This window comes from Halomonas sp. AOP27-A1-41 (assembly GCF_052378605.1).
Lineage (GTDB): Bacteria > Pseudomonadota > Gammaproteobacteria > Pseudomonadales > Halomonadaceae > Vreelandella > Vreelandella citrativorans.
Genome location: NZ_JBQSXT010000016.1, coordinates 69,850 through 86,556, shown reverse-complemented (window position 1 = coordinate 86,556; position 16,707 = coordinate 69,850). Strand labels below are relative to the sequence as shown.

Annotated in this window: 14 protein-coding genes; 7 read left to right on the top strand and 7 right to left on the bottom strand. The window is 50.6% G+C overall.

Annotated features, from left to right (window positions below; all coding sequences use genetic code 11):
* The first annotated feature begins 398 nt into the window (after nt 1-398).
* From ACT3TC_RS11835 to ACT3TC_RS11815, 5 genes are all read left to right on the top strand, one after another.
* Nucleotides 399-1,445 carry a Bug family tripartite tricarboxylate transporter substrate binding protein gene (locus ACT3TC_RS11835; protein ID WP_444640201.1) on the top strand — a complete coding sequence of 349 codons (1,047 nt, stop codon included), beginning with the start codon at nt 399-401 and terminating at the stop codon, nt 1,443-1,445.
* Between the two features lie 69 nt (nt 1,446-1,514).
* Complete coding sequence (locus tag ACT3TC_RS11830) at nt 1,515-1,982, top strand: tripartite tricarboxylate transporter TctB family protein (protein WP_444640200.1); 468 nt, start codon at nt 1,515-1,517, stop codon at nt 1,980-1,982.
* Between the two features lie 31 nt (nt 1,983-2,013).
* Entirely contained in the window at nt 2,014-3,543 is a 1,530-nt protein-coding gene (locus ACT3TC_RS11825) for a tripartite tricarboxylate transporter permease (protein ID WP_444640199.1), read from the top strand.
* A gap of 75 nt (nt 3,544-3,618) precedes the next feature.
* A complete protein-coding gene (locus ACT3TC_RS11820; RefSeq protein WP_444640198.1) occupies nt 3,619-4,290 on the top strand; it encodes a GntR family transcriptional regulator in 672 nt (223 codons plus the stop codon).
* Nucleotides 4,291-4,351: 61 nt separating this feature from the next.
* Complete coding sequence (locus tag ACT3TC_RS11815) at nt 4,352-5,539, top strand: iron-containing alcohol dehydrogenase (RefSeq protein WP_444640197.1); 1,188 nt, start codon at nt 4,352-4,354, stop codon at nt 5,537-5,539.
* Between the two features lie 31 nt (nt 5,540-5,570).
* On the opposite strand, the gene ACT3TC_RS11810 is transcribed toward ACT3TC_RS11815, so the two are convergent.
* The 4 genes from ACT3TC_RS11810 to leuC all read right to left on the bottom strand — a co-directional run bounded on the left by ACT3TC_RS11810 (nt 5,571) and on the right by leuC (nt 9,589).
* The gene (locus tag ACT3TC_RS11810; protein WP_444640196.1) at nt 5,571-6,599 is read right to left on the bottom strand and encodes an AbrB family transcriptional regulator; all 1,029 of its coding nucleotides are present in this window, start codon (nt 6,597-6,599) and stop codon (nt 5,571-5,573) included.
* 80 nt (nt 6,600-6,679) lie between these two features.
* Nucleotides 6,680-7,537, bottom strand: coding sequence for an isocitrate lyase/PEP mutase family protein (locus tag ACT3TC_RS11805; protein WP_444640195.1), 858 nt, complete (start codon nt 7,535-7,537; stop codon nt 6,680-6,682).
* A gap of 25 nt (nt 7,538-7,562) precedes the next feature.
* Complete coding sequence (gene leuD / locus ACT3TC_RS11800; RefSeq protein WP_444640194.1) at nt 7,563-8,201, bottom strand: 3-isopropylmalate dehydratase small subunit; 639 nt, start codon at nt 8,199-8,201, stop codon at nt 7,563-7,565.
* A gap of 8 nt (nt 8,202-8,209) precedes the next feature.
* Nucleotides 8,210-9,589, bottom strand: a complete 1,380-nt coding sequence (gene leuC, locus ACT3TC_RS11795; RefSeq protein ID WP_444640193.1) for a 3-isopropylmalate dehydratase large subunit — start codon at nt 9,587-9,589, stop codon at nt 8,210-8,212.
* A 463-nt stretch (nt 9,590-10,052) separates the two neighbouring features.
* Between leuC and ACT3TC_RS11790 the strand changes: the two genes are divergently transcribed.
* The gene (locus tag ACT3TC_RS11790) at nt 10,053-11,111 is read left to right on the top strand and encodes a TauD/TfdA family dioxygenase (protein ID WP_444640192.1); all 1,059 of its coding nucleotides are present in this window, start codon (nt 10,053-10,055) and stop codon (nt 11,109-11,111) included.
* Between the two features lie 70 nt (nt 11,112-11,181).
* Here ACT3TC_RS11790 and ACT3TC_RS11785 read toward each other — a convergent pair whose 3' ends face one another.
* The 3 genes from ACT3TC_RS11785 to dctP are packed head-to-tail and all read right to left on the bottom strand — an operon-like array spanning nt 11,182 to nt 14,180.
* On the bottom strand, nt 11,182-12,516 hold the full coding sequence (locus ACT3TC_RS11785) for a TRAP transporter large permease (protein WP_444640191.1): 1,335 nt from the start codon (nt 12,514-12,516) through the stop codon (nt 11,182-11,184).
* Complete coding sequence (locus ACT3TC_RS11780; RefSeq protein ID WP_193056823.1) at nt 12,513-13,016, bottom strand: TRAP transporter small permease subunit; 504 nt, start codon at nt 13,014-13,016, stop codon at nt 12,513-12,515. The genes ACT3TC_RS11785 and ACT3TC_RS11780 overlap by 4 nt, the downstream gene beginning before the upstream one ends.
* Before the next feature lie 60 nt (nt 13,017-13,076).
* Nucleotides 13,077-14,180 (bottom strand): TRAP transporter substrate-binding protein DctP, encoded by a 1,104-nt coding sequence (dctP, locus tag ACT3TC_RS11775; protein ID WP_444640190.1) that lies wholly within the window; start codon nt 14,178-14,180, stop codon nt 13,077-13,079.
* Between the two features lie 365 nt (nt 14,181-14,545).
* Here dctP and ACT3TC_RS11770 point away from each other — a divergent pair, with 365 nt between their 5' ends.
* On the top strand, nt 14,546-16,693 hold the full coding sequence (locus tag ACT3TC_RS11770) for a tRNA(Met) cytidine acetyltransferase TmcA (RefSeq protein WP_444640189.1): 2,148 nt from the start codon (nt 14,546-14,548) through the stop codon (nt 16,691-16,693).
* Nucleotides 16,694-16,707: the final 14 nt, after the last annotated feature.

The window sequence follows — 16,707 nt, the reverse complement described above, 5'->3', positions numbered from 1 at the left end:
GCAAGAGGCTTCCCTTTCACTCTTATCTGTCTGATATTTGATAGCTTTTAGTATTGATATGATGTTTTTTGTATACTGTTATTATTTTTAATGCTTGTTTATTGCTCAGTCGCTGTCAATAGCATTGCGTTAATAAGCTTAGAAATATGTTTTTGCACCAGCTTAGGCTGCTTATTATTTGAGCTGCGTGTCGATAAAGTAAAATTAGGGTTTTTTGTTGTTGCGAAGGAAGTGGTGTTGCTATTTAAGGCATTGATATTAAAGTAAATTTTATTTAGGTGGCAGGGCGTCTTCAAGCATGCCGTATGTTTCTTGACTGATTGTATTCAATATACTAGCTTGGTATACGACTAGTGATGGTTAATTGATAATAACAACTGTTCTTGAATGGAGTTGCCATGAATAATCATAATGAATGTTTACCGACTACGACCCTTTTCAAATCTGCTTTGTCATTCCAAAATCGAATTGCTGTTAAGGCTCTGCTCGTTGGCACAGTTAGTGTGGTTACCGCAATAGGGGGGAGTTCGGCGTATGCGCAGGAGTGGCCGACTGAGAATGTGCGCTTGATAATCCCTTTTGGGGCTGGTGGATCGGTCGACCGATTTTCCCGCGGGCTTGCTCAGCACTGGGAGAATACGCATGATTACTCGATGTTAGTAGATAATCGTGGAGGTGCTTCTGGTTTGCTAGGGGCTCGTACTTATCTAGGCTCCCCTGACAACGGTCATTACATCTTTGCAGGTATTCAACCTACTTTAAGTATGAATATTGTAACGCAAGGGGCTGATTTTTCTCTAGATGATTTCACTTTCATCAACGTTGAGCAACGCGATTATACTTCTATTACTGTAAGAGCAGACTCTCCTTATGAAACGATTCAAGATTTAGTAGATGCTATCCGCGATGACCCGAGCGGGGTAACTGTCTCGATGGCGACTGGTGCAGGCACGCATTTATTTGGTGTGGCATTTTTAGATGCTCTCGAGTTAGATCCTCAAGTGGTTACCTTTAGCGGTGGTGGTGGAGAGCAGCGCACTGACTTGTTAGGTGGTCATTCGGATGCAGCTTTTTCATCGGCATACGGGGATATAACATTGGGTGATAAGGTGCGTGTATTGGCTGTTTCATCTCATGAACATTTTCCAGCTTGGCCTGATGCTCAGCCAGTGATTGAAGCATACCCGGATATTAACATTCCTGAAATAGGCGATAATCGTTTTATTGCGATTCATAAGTCTTTTGCAGAAGCAAACCCAGAAGTGTTGGACACTATTGTTCAGAGTTATCGAGATGTATATAACAGTGATGCCTATCAGGCTCATATTAAAAATCAGGGTTCTGATATGATTTCAGATTACTATGGTCCTGAACAGTCTACGGCCTTTATCAAAGAAATGCATGAAGTTGTAGAAAGCTATAGCGATATCTTGCAGGGTGAATAAAAATATCTAACGCCTAGGGGGTGTGTACCCCCCCTTTTTTTTGTTTGATAAAAGATAAGGTTCTTATTCATGGTTTCTTATTTGAAAAGTAAAAAAGGGGAGCTGCTAGTTCCTCTTTTGATGCTCTGGTACGCAACTTTCTACTTTATTGAGGCGCGAGGGTTGCCTCGTCCCAGTGTGAATTTACTGCTTGTTAAGCCTGTTTATATAATACTTTCAGTAAGTGTTTTGCTTTTTTTTGTATTGAGTTTTTTGGATTTTAGGAAGTCAAATGCTTCATCCTCAGATAGTGAGATAGAGCGTCACGAAAAAAAGGAAACCATTTGTTTTTTGATTTTTACAATCTTATACGTATTTGGGATTGAGTGGTTGGGTTTTGTAGTAGCTACTTGGCTATATATGACGATTTTGTTAATGGTTTTTATGAAAAAATCTTGGTCTTTAGTTTCGTTAATGCCAGTTTTAACGGTGGCTTTTATTTATGGTGTATTTGATGTTTGGTTAAATATACCTCTTCCTGCAGGCTGGTTTATTTAGGTCGCTGGTGTCATCTTCAGGAGTTTACTATATGTTTGATTCTGCACCTATTATGGAAGGGCTTCTGCTGTTGGCAGACTGGAAAGTTTTGGCGGTAATGGTGTTGGGGGTTTTTTTTGGAATCATTACAGGTGCTATTCCAGGATTCAGTACTCCCTTGGCGATTAGTATCATGCTGCCGTTAACCTATCCGATGTCACCCATTATGGGAATTACTTTTCTAACTGCAATTTATGCAGGTGGTAATTTTGGTAGCTCTATACCATCGATTCTTCTCAACATACCTGGATCTCCACAAGCAATAGTTACTGGCTTTGATGGTCATCCTATGACAAAGCAAGGTCGAGCAAATGAGGCCTTGGGGATGGCGGTTAGTGCTTCAACAGTCGGTAACTTATTGGGAGCATTCTTTTTAATTTTAGTTATGCCCCTGATTGTTGCGGCGGCGCTAATGTTTGGCCCGCCTGAGCTTTTTCTAGTTGGGGTTTTAGGGTTGACGGTTATAGCCACGCTGCACTCTAGCTTTTTAAAAGCTATAATTTCTGGGGCTTTTGGGGTCCTGTTAGGGACGATCGGTATGACATCTACTGGCGCCATAAGAGGAACCCATGGTTATTTTGAGCTAATGGATGGCTTACCTGTCATGCCTGCACTAATTGGTTTAATTGGCTTCTCTGAGTTGTACTATATGCTGCAACAGCGTTACATTGCTAGAGATGAAAGAGGCCAACAAGCTGGGATGCGCTATCAAAAATTAATGGCCGGGGTGCGCGAAACATTCAAGCATCCTGTAACTGTATTAAAGTCGAGTGCTATTGGTGTGATTATAGGTGCTTTGCCAGGGGCTGGGGGTACAGTGGCGAGTGTTGTAAGTTATAATGAAGCTAAGCGCAGTGCTAAAAATAGTGAAGTTTTTGGTAAAGGAGCGAGCCAAGGTTTAATAAGTGCTGAGTCATCTAACAATGCCTCTGAAGGAGGAGCTTTGGCGACAATGCTTTCTTTAGGGATACCCGGAGGAATGGCCACTGCAGTTATGGCTGGAGCTTTAATGCTGCAAGGTTTAATACCTGGGCCTCGTTTGTTTATTGATAGCCAAGGTCTGGTTTATGGAGTTATGTTTTCCTTGTTTATCGCTACAATATTTCTTTTGGTGGCTGGCTTGTTAGTGTCTTTTTATGCTACGAGAGTTGTTAATGTACCTACTAAAGTGTTAATACCTTTAGTGGCGGTTTTGTCTATAGTTGGGACATATGCTGTTAATCTGCAAATGTTCGATGTTAAGATTATGTTAGTATTTGCTACTTTAGGGATATTAATGCGTAAATACGACTATCCTTTAATAGCTGTCATTTTAGGTATCATATTAGGTCCGATTTTAGATAGCCAATTGTTGCGTACTTTTCAGGGAGCCGGCGATATAAGCCTAGATGTTTTTCTTGCCCGTCCTGTAAGTATCATACTGCTTGGGATAATTATCTTCTGTACGGCGCCTATTTTGCTGAAATTATATCGATCATTGCGCGTAATATTAACTTCCTCAAGCACCCCAAAGAGTCAATAAATTAAAAGTTGGTACAACACATTAATATTGCCGGTGATGGCTTCAGCGTAGATAGTGACTACAAGGATTTGGGTCATGTTAGATAAAGTTAAAGTAGATAAATTGCTAGCGCCTGAGAAGGCGTACGTAACGATACGTCAGGCTATTCTCAGTGGTGAGTATGCGCCGAATGACCGGCTACGAGAGGATGAGCTGGCTGCTCGGGTGGGCGTAAGTCGAACACCCATCCGGTCAGCATTGCAGCGTTTGGTACAGGAGGGGTTTGTTGTATTCCATCCTAATTCAGGTGCAGCTGTCAGAGGTTGGTCGCGCCAAGAAGCGGTTGAAATTTTTCAGGTGCGCGCTAGCTTGGAGAGTCTCGGGGCTGGGTTGGCCGTGGCGAATGCGACCGCTGGTGATATTCGTGAATTAGAAGCACTCTGTGATGAAATGGAAGGGTTGAGGCCTTCTGAAGAAACTCAAGAGCAGTTTTCAGTTTTGAAACGCAACGTTCTGAATCGAAAGTTTCATGTTAAGATTTTGAACATGTCGAGGAATCGTAAGCTGGAGGAGATCGCGCTATCGCTAATGGACGTGGGGTTCTTGATCCGCTCTTATCGCAACTTTTCCGCCAAAGATGAGCAGCGTAGTCAGTTTCATCATCGTGACTTGGTGTCCGCATTTGCTGCCCAGAATGCTGAATGGGCATCAGCCATCATGAAATCTCACATTTTGACTGCTAGCGATATTGCGAGGTGGGACGATTGATTCTGGTTCGACGCCAGATTAGTCATTCTCGATACAATAACAAATGAAACGTGGGGTAGTTATGCAAGCCTTCACCTTTATGACGGTGCCTGATATTCACTGCGCTCAGGGGGCCGTTGAACGGCTGCCGGTACTGGTTCAGCGGTTCAACGCCCAGCGTGTTCTGATTGTCACCGACCAAGGAATTGCAGAGGCCGGTTTGTTGGCGCCTGTGAAAGCACTGCTTGAAGAGGCAGGCCTTTCCGTGGAAGTATTTGCAGGGGTTGTCGCTGACCCTCCCGAAACCATTGTTTTTGAGGCTGCTGCGCACGCAAGGCAAGTCAAGGCTCAGGTGGTGGTAGGTTTGGGTGGAGGGAGCTCATTGGATGTGGCTAAGCTGGTGGCGCTATTAGCTCATCCAGAGTGCTCACAAGCTTTGGCTGATATGTATGGTGTCGATCAAGTGACCTCAGCGCCGCTCCCCACCATACATATACCTACTACTGCGGGCACTGGCTCTGAAGTGACGCCTATCGCCATTATTACCACTGGCGAAACCACTAAAATGGGGGTGGTGTCGCGTCAGTTACTGCCTGATATCGCCTTGCTGGATGCCAATCTGACGTTAGGCTTGCCTGCACACGTGACGGCTGCGACCGGCATCGATGCCATGGTACATGCTATTGAGGCTTACACTAGCCAGCATAAGAAAAATCCGATTTCGGACATGTATGCCTGTCAAGCCTTACGCTTGCTGGTAGGGAATGTCGAGCGAGTGATCGCCGATGGGCGTGACATTGAAGCGCGTCAGGCGATGCTGCTTGGGTCGCTGATGGCAGGGCAGGCATTCGCCAATGCCCCTGTTGCAGCGGTGCACGCATTGGCTTATCCGCTGGGGGGTTATTACCACATTCCTCATGGGCTATCGAATGCGTTAGTTTTGCCAGCTGTGTTGCGCTTTAATGCCACGCATGCAGTGGGTGCCTATGCTGAGCTGGGTAGGGTTGTGCTGCCTCTTGAGCAGCATGTCGATGATGATAAAGAGATGGCAGAATGCTTTATTCAGGCGCTTGAAAGGCTTGTCGCTATATGTGGGCTGCCTAGTCGCTTGCGTGATGTGGCTATTCACCATGTTGCTTATAATCAAATTCCCGAGCAAGACCTACCCATGCTGGCCAAAGCCGCCATGCAGCAGATGCGCCTGCTGGTCAATAATCCGCGTAATGTGAGCGAAGCGGATGCCTTGGCTATTTATCAGGCCAGCTATTAGGCCTGTTTTAAGATATCGTTTGGGTGGCTTGTTAGCGTATTGCCAGTTTTACTAGCAATGGAAAGAACGCCGCCATGGCCAGGAGCCGTGCTATATGGTGAAGGCCGACGAAGGCCGGGTCGTGGCCGGTGGCCAAGGCGATCAACGACATTACCTCTGCACCGCCAGGGGCATAGGCTAGCAGTAGCTGAATGACGGAAATATCCGTGATGAGGGCAATGGGTAAAGCAATGGCTGCGCTTGCCAGCATGGTAATACTCATTGCACTCAGCGCAACCGGCAATGTTTTTGCAATCGTGCTCCATTGGGTATTGATGAAGCGTGTGCCTATCATGGCGCCTGTAAGGGTAAAAATGGTCACTTTGAGCACGTCAGGTAACGTGCCTACTGTGATGCCGCTTAGTGCTACTAGCCCGCTCCCTGCAATGGCACCAATTAAAAGCGCAGCAGACACGTTGAGTAGCCAGGCGATGACTGCACCAGCACCTCCCGCAAGAAATAACCAGCCAAGTGCCGCATAATTGGTAGTCGATTCTGAGAGTGACTGCTCAGGCATCCATATGTAGGCCATCGTGGGCAGTATCAGTACGAGAAAGAGCATGCGCAGGCTTTGGATCGTGACTACTTTTTGCACGTCACAAGGGTGTTGGCTAGCTAGCTGGAGAATGACAATCAAGTGCCCGGGATAAGCTGACAGCACGCTGGTATTGTGATCGCAGTGGCCATGGCGCTTCAGGTAGTAGGCAACGACAGCCAGCGTCAATATGATGGATATGCATAAGCCTGCGAGTGATGGTATCCAGTGCCCAAGATGCTCGACCATATCATTGCTCAAGGCACTACCGATACTGACTCCCACTAGCACCACCACTGTTGACTGAAAAAGAGGTGAGTAGTGCAATGGCAGGCCCTTGAACGTGGCTAGCAGGGTGGCCAGCAGCGATCCTAGAAGCCAGCCTGCATCGGCCGCTAGCCAGTGGCCAAGCCACCCCCCGCTGAAAGCAATTGCCAGTGTCAGTAGTGTGCCGGTAGTGGGGCGATTCGAAGTAAGCAAAGACATGAGACTCCATTCATAAAGGGAGGCATAAAAAAGGGCAGCAACCAAACTGCGTTGCCGCCCTGTATCAGTTGTCACAGCTGTCAGTTGATATGGCGTTTTTCAAATTCCCATACATCTTCAAAGCCAATGATCTTGTTGAACTCGCTAAAGCTGTACATGAGCGACCAGTCAGTCACATCGCCATTGTCGCGAATATCGCTGTAGCTTTTTTCCAGTGCTTGAGCCGTTGCCAAAAAGCCTGCGGCAGGATGAATGGCCAGAGAGAAGCCAAGCGATTGTAATTTGTCGGCAGGCAGTAGCGGAGTGCGCCCACCTGGCACCATGTTGGCTACCAGTGGTTTGTTCAGCCGCTTGCCAATCTCAGTCATTTCCTCTTCGTTTTCCGGGGACTCGACGAATAGCACGTCGGCACCTGCGTCGGCATAGGCTTGCGCGCGTGTCAGTGCTTCTTCAAGACCTAGCTCGGTACGTGCATCCGTTCGGGCAATGATCAGAAAGTCATCGCTTTTACGTGCTTCGCAGGCAACTTGAATTTTGTTTACCATATCTTCTATGGGGATGACGCGACGACCTGGTGTGTGGCCGCACTTTTTAGGAAACTCCTGGTCTTCCAGCTGAATAGCGGCGGCCCCTGCTGCTTCGTAGCCGCGAACCGTGTGCTGTACGTTGAGTAGTCCACCATAGCCGGTATCACCATCTGCGATGATGGGAGTCGAGGTCATTTTGGCCATGGTGGCAACCCGGTTAACCATGTCGGTATAGGTCGCAAGACCAGCGTCTGGTAAGCCGAGATGGGAGGCCACGGTGCCGTAACCGGTCATGTAAAGCGCTTTAAAGCCCATGCGATCGGCCATTAGGGCTGAAATCATGTCATAAATGCCGGGGGCTACAAGGATTTCGCCACTTTCCAGTTGCTGTTTTAAGGTCATTTGCGTCATATCTCACTCCGTTGGGTTAACTACGTTATTGTTGGATGCTTGGAATGCGGTGCGAGGATGCCAGCCATGGGTAGCGCTGAGCATAAGCCTCTTCGAAAGCTTTGATGGTGCTCGATTTCTGTAAGGTCATTGCCATTTCCGAAGCGCCAAGCATCAAGGCTTCTTTACGGTACTCATCGATATCAAAGGGGTGGTTGCCGGTGCGGGGCGATGCGACCTGCTGCTGTTGTAAATCGATGGTTATGCTTGACGGAGCATGCTGGTGAGCTTCATCGGCCAGTGCCTGAACGGTATTGGCAGGTAGCGTTATGACCAGCAAGCCGTTTTTCAGGCTGTTATTGAAGAAAATATCGCCAAAGCTGGGTGCGATAACGGCTCTGAAACCACTGTCCATCAAGGCCCAGACCGCATGTTCGCGGGATGAGCCGCAGCCGAAGTTGCTCCCCGCCAGTAGAATGCTGCCCTCTGCATAGAGGGGGGTGTTCAGGGTAAAGTCAGCAATCACGTTTCCGTTGCTGTCCAGGCGTAGATCGCAGAACAGTTGTTCGGCGTAACCTGCCGAGCGTGGGCGATGCAGGAAGCGCGCGGGAATTATTTGGTCGGTGTCGATATTGTTGTTCATCAGTGGCACTGCAATGCCTTGATGCGAGGTAAAAGCTTGCATAACGGCTCCTATAAATCGCGTACGTCGGTAATACGGCCATGAATGGCAGCGGCGGCTGCCATGGCGGGGCTCATCAGGTGAGTGCGGCTATCTCTTCCCTGACGTCCGGCGAAGTTGCGATTGGAAGTGGAGGCGCAGCGCTCATGAGGTGGCACGTGGTCGCCGTTCATGGCCACACACATCGAGCAGCCCGGCTCGCGCCACTCAAATCCCGCCGCCAGAAATATTTTGTCCAGCCCCTCGTTTTCGGCCTCGATTCGTACCTGCCAAGAGCCTGGTACCACGACTGCCGGTATTTTGGCGTATCCATGACGCGCAACCGCTGCTGCTGCTCGCAGGTCTTCAATTCGGCTATTGGTGCATGAGCCAATAAACACTCGGTCGATAGCAAGCCCTTTCAGAGGCTGGCCTGGCGATAGCGCCATGTAAGAGAGCATGCTCTCGGTTGCTGCACGTTTCTCTTTATCGACGTGATCAGGTTGCGGGGTGCAGGCGGTAATGGGGAGAGCGGTTTCTGGTGATGTGCCCCAGGTAACTGTAGGAGCGATAGCGTCCGCATCGAGGGTTACTTCCTTGTCGAACTGGGCATCCGGATCACTACGAAGTCTTTTCCAGTACTCCACCGCTTGCTCGAACAGCTCTCCTTTTGGTGCGTAAGGCTTATTGGATAGGTAATTGAAGGTGGTGGTATCTGGCGCAACCATGCCCGCACGAGCCCCAGCTTCTATCGACATGTTGCAAAGGGTCAGCCTTGCTTCCATAGACAGAGCCTCAATCGCACCGCCGCTATATTCGATCACGTAGCCTGTACCACCATTGGCCCCTATCGCCCCAATGATATGCAGAATCAGGTCTTTGGCAGCGACATGTGGGGGTAGCTTACCGCTTACGTTGATGCGCATGGTGCGTGGCTTTTTTTGCCACAGACATTGAGTAGCCAGCGCATGAGCCACTTCCGAGGCGCCTATACCAAACGCTAGAGCACCCAGGGCGCCATGTGTGGAGGTATGGCTGTCGCCGCACACCATCAGCATGCCTGGTTGGGTCAACCCAAGTTCGGGGCCGGCCACATGAACTATGCCTTGGTAGGCATGGTGCATGCCAAAAGAGGTAATGCCATGTTGTGCTGCGTTACTGCTTAGGGTGGTTACCATTGCATCAAGATGAGGCTCTCGAAGCGGGTCTGAATGGGTGGCGACATAGTGATCCGCCATGCCGAATGTTAGATCCGGTCGCCTCACGCTTAAGCCTTCATCATTGAGCAGGTCAAATGCTTGGGCGGTAGCGTCATGAACAAGGTGTCGGTCAACATAAAGTAAAGCAGTGCCATCTGGGCGCTGCTCAACTACATGCGCATCCCATATTTTTTCAAACATGGTGGTCGCCATCGGTTGCTCCTCTTCTCATATCACTGTTGTTGTGTTTGTTTTGGCCCGATTTGACTGAGCTTACTTAGCGAGAAGTCGCGCTAAAGCTTGCCTCATAGGTGATGTATACGTGCTTGTTTTAATGTATACAATTATAATATTTTTGCAAGTCGGTCGCTTATTTTTGGTGCGATAGTATTTAGAATTAAAATATTCTAAATTGTAATAATTTTTATAAGCTATTTAATATATTGATAAATATAGATTTATGTTATTTTTAATTAGAAGGTTGATATTTCTGTTTTAGATGGTTGTATGCTTTTTTGACAAACTGTATCCAATAGTCGAATCTTAGGGTAGTCAGTCAAATGTCACTGGCTCTCCATGCATAAATACTTCTCTGAAAAAGGACAATAAGAAGATGGCTATTGAGGTTAATCATCATAAAAACAAAGGTATAGAATCAGTATTGGCAAGTGGGCGCGTGAGCCCCAGCCAAGCTTGGTTGGCTGGGGATATCGAGCGTTCTTCACAATGGCAGCGAACCTTGTCAACAGAAGAGAGGCAGGGATTATTGAAAGGGCTGGCAGCCTACGAACAGGCAGGAATGCCGTTATGGCAAAGCACCGGAAAGGAGTTCCCTTTTCATGGAATAGCTTCGTTAATAGAGGAGATTCGCCACGAGATTCATCAGGGATTTGGCTTTATCTTACTGCGTGATTTCCCCATTGAAGGGCTAACAACAAGCCAGATCGAAGCGCTTTACTGGGGGTTCTGCAATCACTTAGGTGTCATGCGCCCCCAGGGCAAGGATAGTGGTTTGCTTAAGAGTGTACGTAATGCAGGTGGCCAGTACCGCTCTCTAAGTGGGCGCGGCTATAATACGAATGCCAAGCTGGACTATCACACTGATTTTGCAGATTTGGTCACATTGTTGTGTATCAATGGCGCCAAGACGGGCGGCGAAAGTTTGATTACCAGCTCGCTTGCCTTGCGAGAGGAGATGTTGAAAAGCGCCGCCGACTTGGTGGAGGCGCTTTATCAGCCTGTGGACTACTCGCGCCAGGGTGAGCACGCTGAGCATCAGACGCCTTTCTATGCCGCGCCAATCTTTTCCCAGGCCGAAGGCCATTTCTGCTGCCGCTACACGCGTAACCATATTCGTCATGCGGATCGGCATGAGGGCGCCAACGCTCCCACTGAACAGCAGCAGCGTGCAATGGATGTGCTGGATTCACTGGCCGCTGATGAAAGATTTTCATACGAAATGACACTGCAAGCGGGGGACTTGCAGATTTTGAACAACCATACGGTATTGCACTCTAGACGTGAGTTTGAGGATTTTGAGGAGCCTGAGCGTCGCCGTCATTTATTGCGCGCCTGGATCTCGACACCCGATAGTCAGCCGCTGGATTCTGCTCTGGCTCAAGCGTATTTCGATAACCGTCCTGGAATGGTAAGGGGGGGGATTCTGGGCCAGGAGTTTGACAGTATTAAACAGAATTATACAGCTCGTGCATTAGCGTTTCATAAGATGCGATAGGTGTTAATGTTCCTCCTACGGCCGTGTCAATACGTGGCCGTAGGGGGTAACGTTTTTCTTACTAGTAAGGTTAGTAGCCAATCATCAGGCTAGGTAAACCTGTGACCAACCAAGGGAAGAAGGACATCAGTACACAGGCCAGCAGAATAAGTGCCACAAACGGCACCACGGCTTTATACAGATCGACAATCTCCACACCGGGCGGAGCCACGCCTTTCAGGTAGAACAGGGCATAGCCAAACGGTGGGGTAAGAAACGAAGTTTGCAGCACCACGGCCACCATGACGACAAACCACAGCGGATCAATGCCCATCTGCTGGATGATCGGCAGCATGATGGGAAAGCTCAGCAGTACGATGCCGGTCCAGTCCAGGAACATACCCAGCACAAATACCAGCAGCAGCATCATGATCAACGCGCCGGTATTGCCGCCGGGCATGGTCAGCAGCAGATCCTGAATAACCTGCATGCCGCCACCGCGCGAGAACACGCCGGTAAACGCGGTCGCACCGACCAGCACCAGCATTACCATGGTGGTGGTTTTACCCGCCTCCAACAGCGTTCTAAAGCAAGTGGATAGCCTCCTGTCACCAAAGATTAAAAACAAAATGAATGCGATAAAAACGCCAATTGCTGAGGCTTCTGTGGCGGTGGCAATCCCGGTAAACAGCGCGCCAAGTACCCCAAGGATCAACGACATGGGCGGCACCACGTACTTGCCTAGCATGATAAGAAGCTGCCGGGTGCTAACTTCCGCGCGTTCCTCCTTGGGCACTGGCGGGCCGTAAGACGGTTTAAAGTGGCAGATCAGCAGTACGTAAAGTGCATACATAGCGCCCAGCATTAACCCTGGCACCATGGCGCCCGCAAACAGTGCACCTACCGATACCGGCGAGTAGCTGGCCATCAGGATCAGCATGATGCTGGGCGGAATCAAAATGCCCAAACAGCCACTGGCCATGATTACGCCTGCGCTTAGCTCCTTGTTATAGCCGTACTTGAGCATCGGCACTAAGGCGATCATGCCCATTACCGCGATGGACGCGCCAACAATGCCGGTCGTCGCGGCCAAGAGTACCGAAACAATTACCACAGTCAGCGCCAATCCGCCACGTAGGTTGGCCACCAGCAGGCGCATGGCATCAAACATTCGCTCGGTAACCCCGGAGTCGTTTAGAAAGCGCGCCATGAGTATAAAAAGCGGTATCGCCACGAGTACGTAGTTATCCATGGCGTTACCATAGATATTGTTGATCAGCGTGCCCAACACCCGCTCTCCGGGGCCTAAAAACGCGCCAATCACTGCTACACCACCTAACACAAATGCCAGTGGGTGGCCCATGAAAAGTCCCACTAGCAGGCCGCCAAACATCACCAGGGCGAGTAATTCAGGACTCAGGTTCATGCCGGAGCCTCCTGACGCAACTGTATAATAGCGCGCAGTACAATAGCGATGGCCTGCAGGAGCAGCAGCACTGCCGCCAGCACAATCACGCCTTTAATGGGATACACCGGAATCGACACCATACCGTAGGTAGTTTCGCCGCGGCTAAAAGCGCGCTCGAAAAACAGCCATCCGTACTTGAGCAGCATCCAGATAAAGGGCACAAAGAAAATCAAATACCCGAATAGAGTGAGCAGCGCCTGCTTTTTGCGCGATAACAGGCGCTTTAAAACGTCGACTTCTACATGGACGTGGTGGCGCAGACCATAAGCCGCCATCAGCATAAAGTGCGCCCCAAACAGCATTTTGGTGATATCAAAGGCCCAGTCGCTGGGTCGGCCAAACAGGAAGCGCGAGGTAATGTCATAAAGCACGATAAGGGTAATGACGGCGATCAAGGGGGCTATCAGGCGTCCAAAGGCTTCGTTAATCGTATCAATGGCCTGGGCAATCGCATTCATGAAAGATCTCCGATCAGCACAACAAACGCCCCGGCATGGCCGAGGCGAAACATGAGCGCCTTACAGGCAGGCTTCGATCTCTTCCAATGACGGTAAATTATCCATGGTTCGGCTCATATTGAAGGGGGCCGAAGCGTCACGCCACGTCGCATAATCCTGCAAATAGGTAATCATGGAGTGATAGACCTTGGCATGATCGGGATTTTCACAGGCGCCTTGCACGATCACCTGATTGGTCACTTCCTGAATGCGTGCAAGATCTTCTTCTGAAAACTGGTTAATGGTCACCTCGGCATCAATAAACTTCTGGGTAGCCGCGTTGGACTCAAATTCAGACCAGGTCAGCGACCAAGCCATTGTGGCATCCGCGGCGATACGTAATTTCTCTTGGGTTTCCTCGGAAAGTGCATCCCAAGCATCTTTATTAATCATTACGCCAAAGACGCTGGCCGACTGATGCCAGCCCGGCGTGGCCCAGTTATCGGCGACTTCGGCGAAGCCTGCATTGTAGTCAACACCGGGTGTTGAGAATTCACCAGCGTCAATCACTCCGCGCTCTATCGCCTGGTAAATTTCACCCCCTGCAAGCGTTACTTGAGAGCCACCCAGCTGTTCCAGTACGCGCCCTTGGTCACGGCCTGAAAGACGCAAACGCTTGCCCTCAAGGTCAGCAATACTTGCAATGGGGGTGCGGCCCATAAATCCGGACTCGTTGTTAGTAATACCGTAGGGCAGATACATCATGTTGAACTGGCCATAAATATCTTCATAGAGTTCACGCCCGCCCCATTGCTGAATCCAGTTAAGGTAATCAACGCCGTTAAATAGGCTTGTAGTAGTGGCTAGTGGTGAAAAAGCAGGATTTAAGCCTGCCCAGTAACCTGGCCAATCGCCTGCAGCTTCTATGCTGCCGGTTTCAGTCGCATCAAACACTTCGGTGCCAGGCATCAGAGTGCCTCCGGCCCGGAAACTAATTTGTAGTTCATCACCTGCCAATTTATTCACCAGCTCAACCCAATGCTGGTCAATCTTGATGAGGTCAAGGTTGTCAGGCCATGTGGAAGTCATTGTCCACTGCTCTTGTGCTTGTGCTGTCGTAGCGAGTGCGGCTAACGTCACGCTTGCCGCCAGACTGGTAAGGCTGAATCGAGTGATCATTTTCATGTTATTTTTCCTGGTTGGCATAAGGCATTGTTAGTATTTGTTACCGTGATGCAGGAAAGCGTAGCTAAGAAGTTGACGCGTACGTAAAGTGGCGATGCTTCAAGAGTAAGTTAGCATACTCTCCCCGCTGCGGCGCAATATCAGTAAGCCAAGTAAATAAACACTCAATTTTTCATTTATTAAGACAATATTTTATTTTAAATCAATTGCTTGCTGTTTTTGTTTGCACATTTTGTAAAACGTGTTGAGGCTATAAACGTTGAAAATTGATATTTTGTTCAACCAAAGTCTTAACCAAGGGGCGTGTGCCAGGAGTCGTGATGCCAGGGTTGTCATCACCAGCCAGATTGACGAGAACGTTAAGCATGATTAGTGAGCGGCCAGTTCAAACACTAGTTACCCATTCCAGGCGGCTGGAGAGGAGGCGTTGGCGTCAACTGGTATGGCTAACCGGTAGGCCTTGCGAATGCCGTGCTCACGCGCATCGGCTGTGGCAGGCGGCTAACTGGACAGCACCTTTATGGGTCGCTCATCAGGCCGATGATGTGCCCGTTGCGCCCTGGATAACGCCCCGTAAGGCGCGCACGCGTTTAGGTGCAGAGCATCAGCTCATCGTGCTGGATGCCAGTGGTGAGGCGGGCTTTGATCCTGACGCGCTAGGCGCGCTGGCAGGCACGTTGATAGCGGGGGGCTTGCTGGTGCTTATGACTCCCAGGCCTTGGGGTAACCATCCGGATCCGGATTACGCGCGCTTTGCTGACCACCCTTGGCACTGGGAGCAGTTAACGTCTCACTATCTGGCGCGATTGGCTCGCCTGCTTCATGAGCGTACGGATGTCATCCCTTGGCATGCCCCCGGAATGCCAGCGCTCCCCCGTTTACCCGCCAGCACGAATTGTCCACAGAGCGTTAGTGATAGCGCGTGTATCACGGCGGATCAGTCGGCTATCGTTGCTCAGCTTGTACGCTTGAAGCGCCGCCGCCCGGTGGTGATTACCGCTGATCGTGGACGAGGTAAAAGTGCCGCGCTTGGGATCGCTTGCGCCCGGCTTCTAGAAAACGGGGCCTCGAATATCATTGTCACAGCTCCCAGGTTAAGCGCCGTGGAGAGTCTGTTCGCTCGGCTTGAAGCCCTGTGCCCTGACGGAGCGCGTATCGCCCCAGGGCGCTTTCAACTTGCCGATAACCGCGAGCTGAGCTTTTTGCCCCCGGATGTATTGACCGAGCAGGTTGCGGCCAAACAGTTGGGAGGTGATGGCAGCTATTTAATGGTGGATGAAGCTGCGGCGATTCCTGCTGCCTTGTTAGGCCAGTGGCTGGCGGCGTTTCCGCGTATTGCGTTTGCAACCACCGTTGATGGCTACGAAGGGTCGGGGCGAGGGTTTGCCTTGCGCTTTAAAGACGTATTGACCCGGCTGACGCCGCAATGGAAAGCCTTGACGCTGGATACCCCCATCCGCTGGAACGCCGGTGATCCTCTTGAAAGCGCGATAAACCGAGTGCTGCTACTTAAAGCGCCGCTGCCGTCGTTAGGACAGCGTGATGATCGTGCCAATGGCTCTTATACACTGGAACGTGCCCGCCTTGCCCAGGAGGAAACGGCTCTTGAAGCTCTGTTTGGCCTGTTGGTGCAGTCTCACTACCGAACCTCTCCAGGTGACGTGCGTCAGCTGTTAGACGGGCCCGGAACCACGCTGCGTCTACTGGGGCACAAACATGCCCCTCAAGCGGTTCTGGTGGCACGAGAAGAGGGCGGTTTTGATGCCTCGCTTGCCGAGCAGGTCGCACGGGGCGAGCGCCGCCCGCAAGGGCATTTGATGGCGCAGTCGCTGGCCGCCCACATGGGCAGCCGTTCAGCACTAATCGCCCGCTGGCGGCGTGTCGTGCGTATCACCACTCATCCAGACCGCCGCCGGGAAGGCCTGGGGCAACAGCTGATTGCCGAGGATGTTCAGGAGGCCACGCAGCAAGGCATTGCGCTTTATGGCGCCACCTTCGGCGCCGAAGCGTCGCTACTACGCTTCTGGCTTGCTCAAGGGTTTCAGCCCGTGCGGCTGGGCATCACCCGTGAAGCGGCTACCGGGGAATTTGCGGTGATGGTAGCCAAAGCGCTGAACGTTGAGGGGCACGCGGTACTGCATTCGTTAACGGCAGGGTTCAGCGCAGCGCTGCCCAGCTTGCTGGCCTTTGAATTAACCACGCTGCCCGCCGAGGTAGTCACACTGTTACTACGCGGGCTGCCTTCTGCACCGCTAACCGCAAAGGAGCGCCAAGCCATCAACGATGTCGCCGATGCGCATCGTGACCCGGCGCTGGCGCGGCCTGCGCTACAAGCGCTGGCGCGAGAAACCAGCCACGTGCCCTCATCAGGTATGGCAACCGCGCATCACCAACTGGCGGCGTGGGCCTTTCAAAACCAACCTTTAGCCGCCGCGCATAATGCGTCCGTTCGTGCACTACGCCAAGCGGTGGGGCAAGTGGCATCAATGCATGCTTTTCCCTCGTCGCCTTGAGGAGTAAAGTGGGT

Excerpts from the sequence above, each read along its gene's own strand:
- ACT3TC_RS11835 (WP_444640201.1), top strand. The coding sequence starts at position 399 with ATGAATAATCATAATGAATGTTTACCGACTACGACCCTTTTCAAATCT.
- ACT3TC_RS11830 (WP_444640200.1), top strand. The coding sequence starts at position 1,515 with ATGGTTTCTTATTTGAAAAGTAAAAAAGGGGAGCTGCTAGTTCCTCTT.
- ACT3TC_RS11825 (WP_444640199.1), top strand. The coding sequence starts at position 2,014 with ATGTTTGATTCTGCACCTATTATGGAAGGGCTTCTGCTGTTGGCAGAC.
- ACT3TC_RS11820 (WP_444640198.1), top strand. The coding sequence starts at position 3,619 with ATGTTAGATAAAGTTAAAGTAGATAAATTGCTAGCGCCTGAGAAGGCG.
- ACT3TC_RS11815 (WP_444640197.1), top strand. The coding sequence starts at position 4,352 with ATGCAAGCCTTCACCTTTATGACGGTGCCTGATATTCACTGCGCTCAG.
- ACT3TC_RS11810 (WP_444640196.1), bottom strand. The coding sequence starts at position 6,599 with ATGTCTTTGCTTACTTCGAATCGCCCCACTACCGGCACACTACTGACA.
- ACT3TC_RS11805 (WP_444640195.1), bottom strand. The coding sequence starts at position 7,537 with ATGACGCAAATGACCTTAAAACAGCAACTGGAAAGTGGCGAAATCCTT.
- leuD (WP_444640194.1), bottom strand. The coding sequence starts at position 8,201 with ATGCAAGCTTTTACCTCGCATCAAGGCATTGCAGTGCCACTGATGAAC.
- leuC (WP_444640193.1), bottom strand. The coding sequence starts at position 9,589 with ATGGCGACCACCATGTTTGAAAAAATATGGGATGCGCATGTAGTTGAG.
- ACT3TC_RS11785 (WP_444640191.1), bottom strand. The coding sequence starts at position 12,516 with ATGAACCTGAGTCCTGAATTACTCGCCCTGGTGATGTTTGGCGGCCTG.
- ACT3TC_RS11780 (WP_193056823.1), bottom strand. The coding sequence starts at position 13,016 with ATGAATGCGATTGCCCAGGCCATTGATACGATTAACGAAGCCTTTGGA.
- dctP (WP_444640190.1), bottom strand. The coding sequence starts at position 14,180 with ATGAAAATGATCACTCGATTCAGCCTTACCAGTCTGGCGGCAAGCGTG.
- ACT3TC_RS11770 (WP_444640189.1), top strand. The coding sequence starts at position 14,546 with ATGATTAGTGAGCGGCCAGTTCAAACACTAGTTACCCATTCCAGGCGG.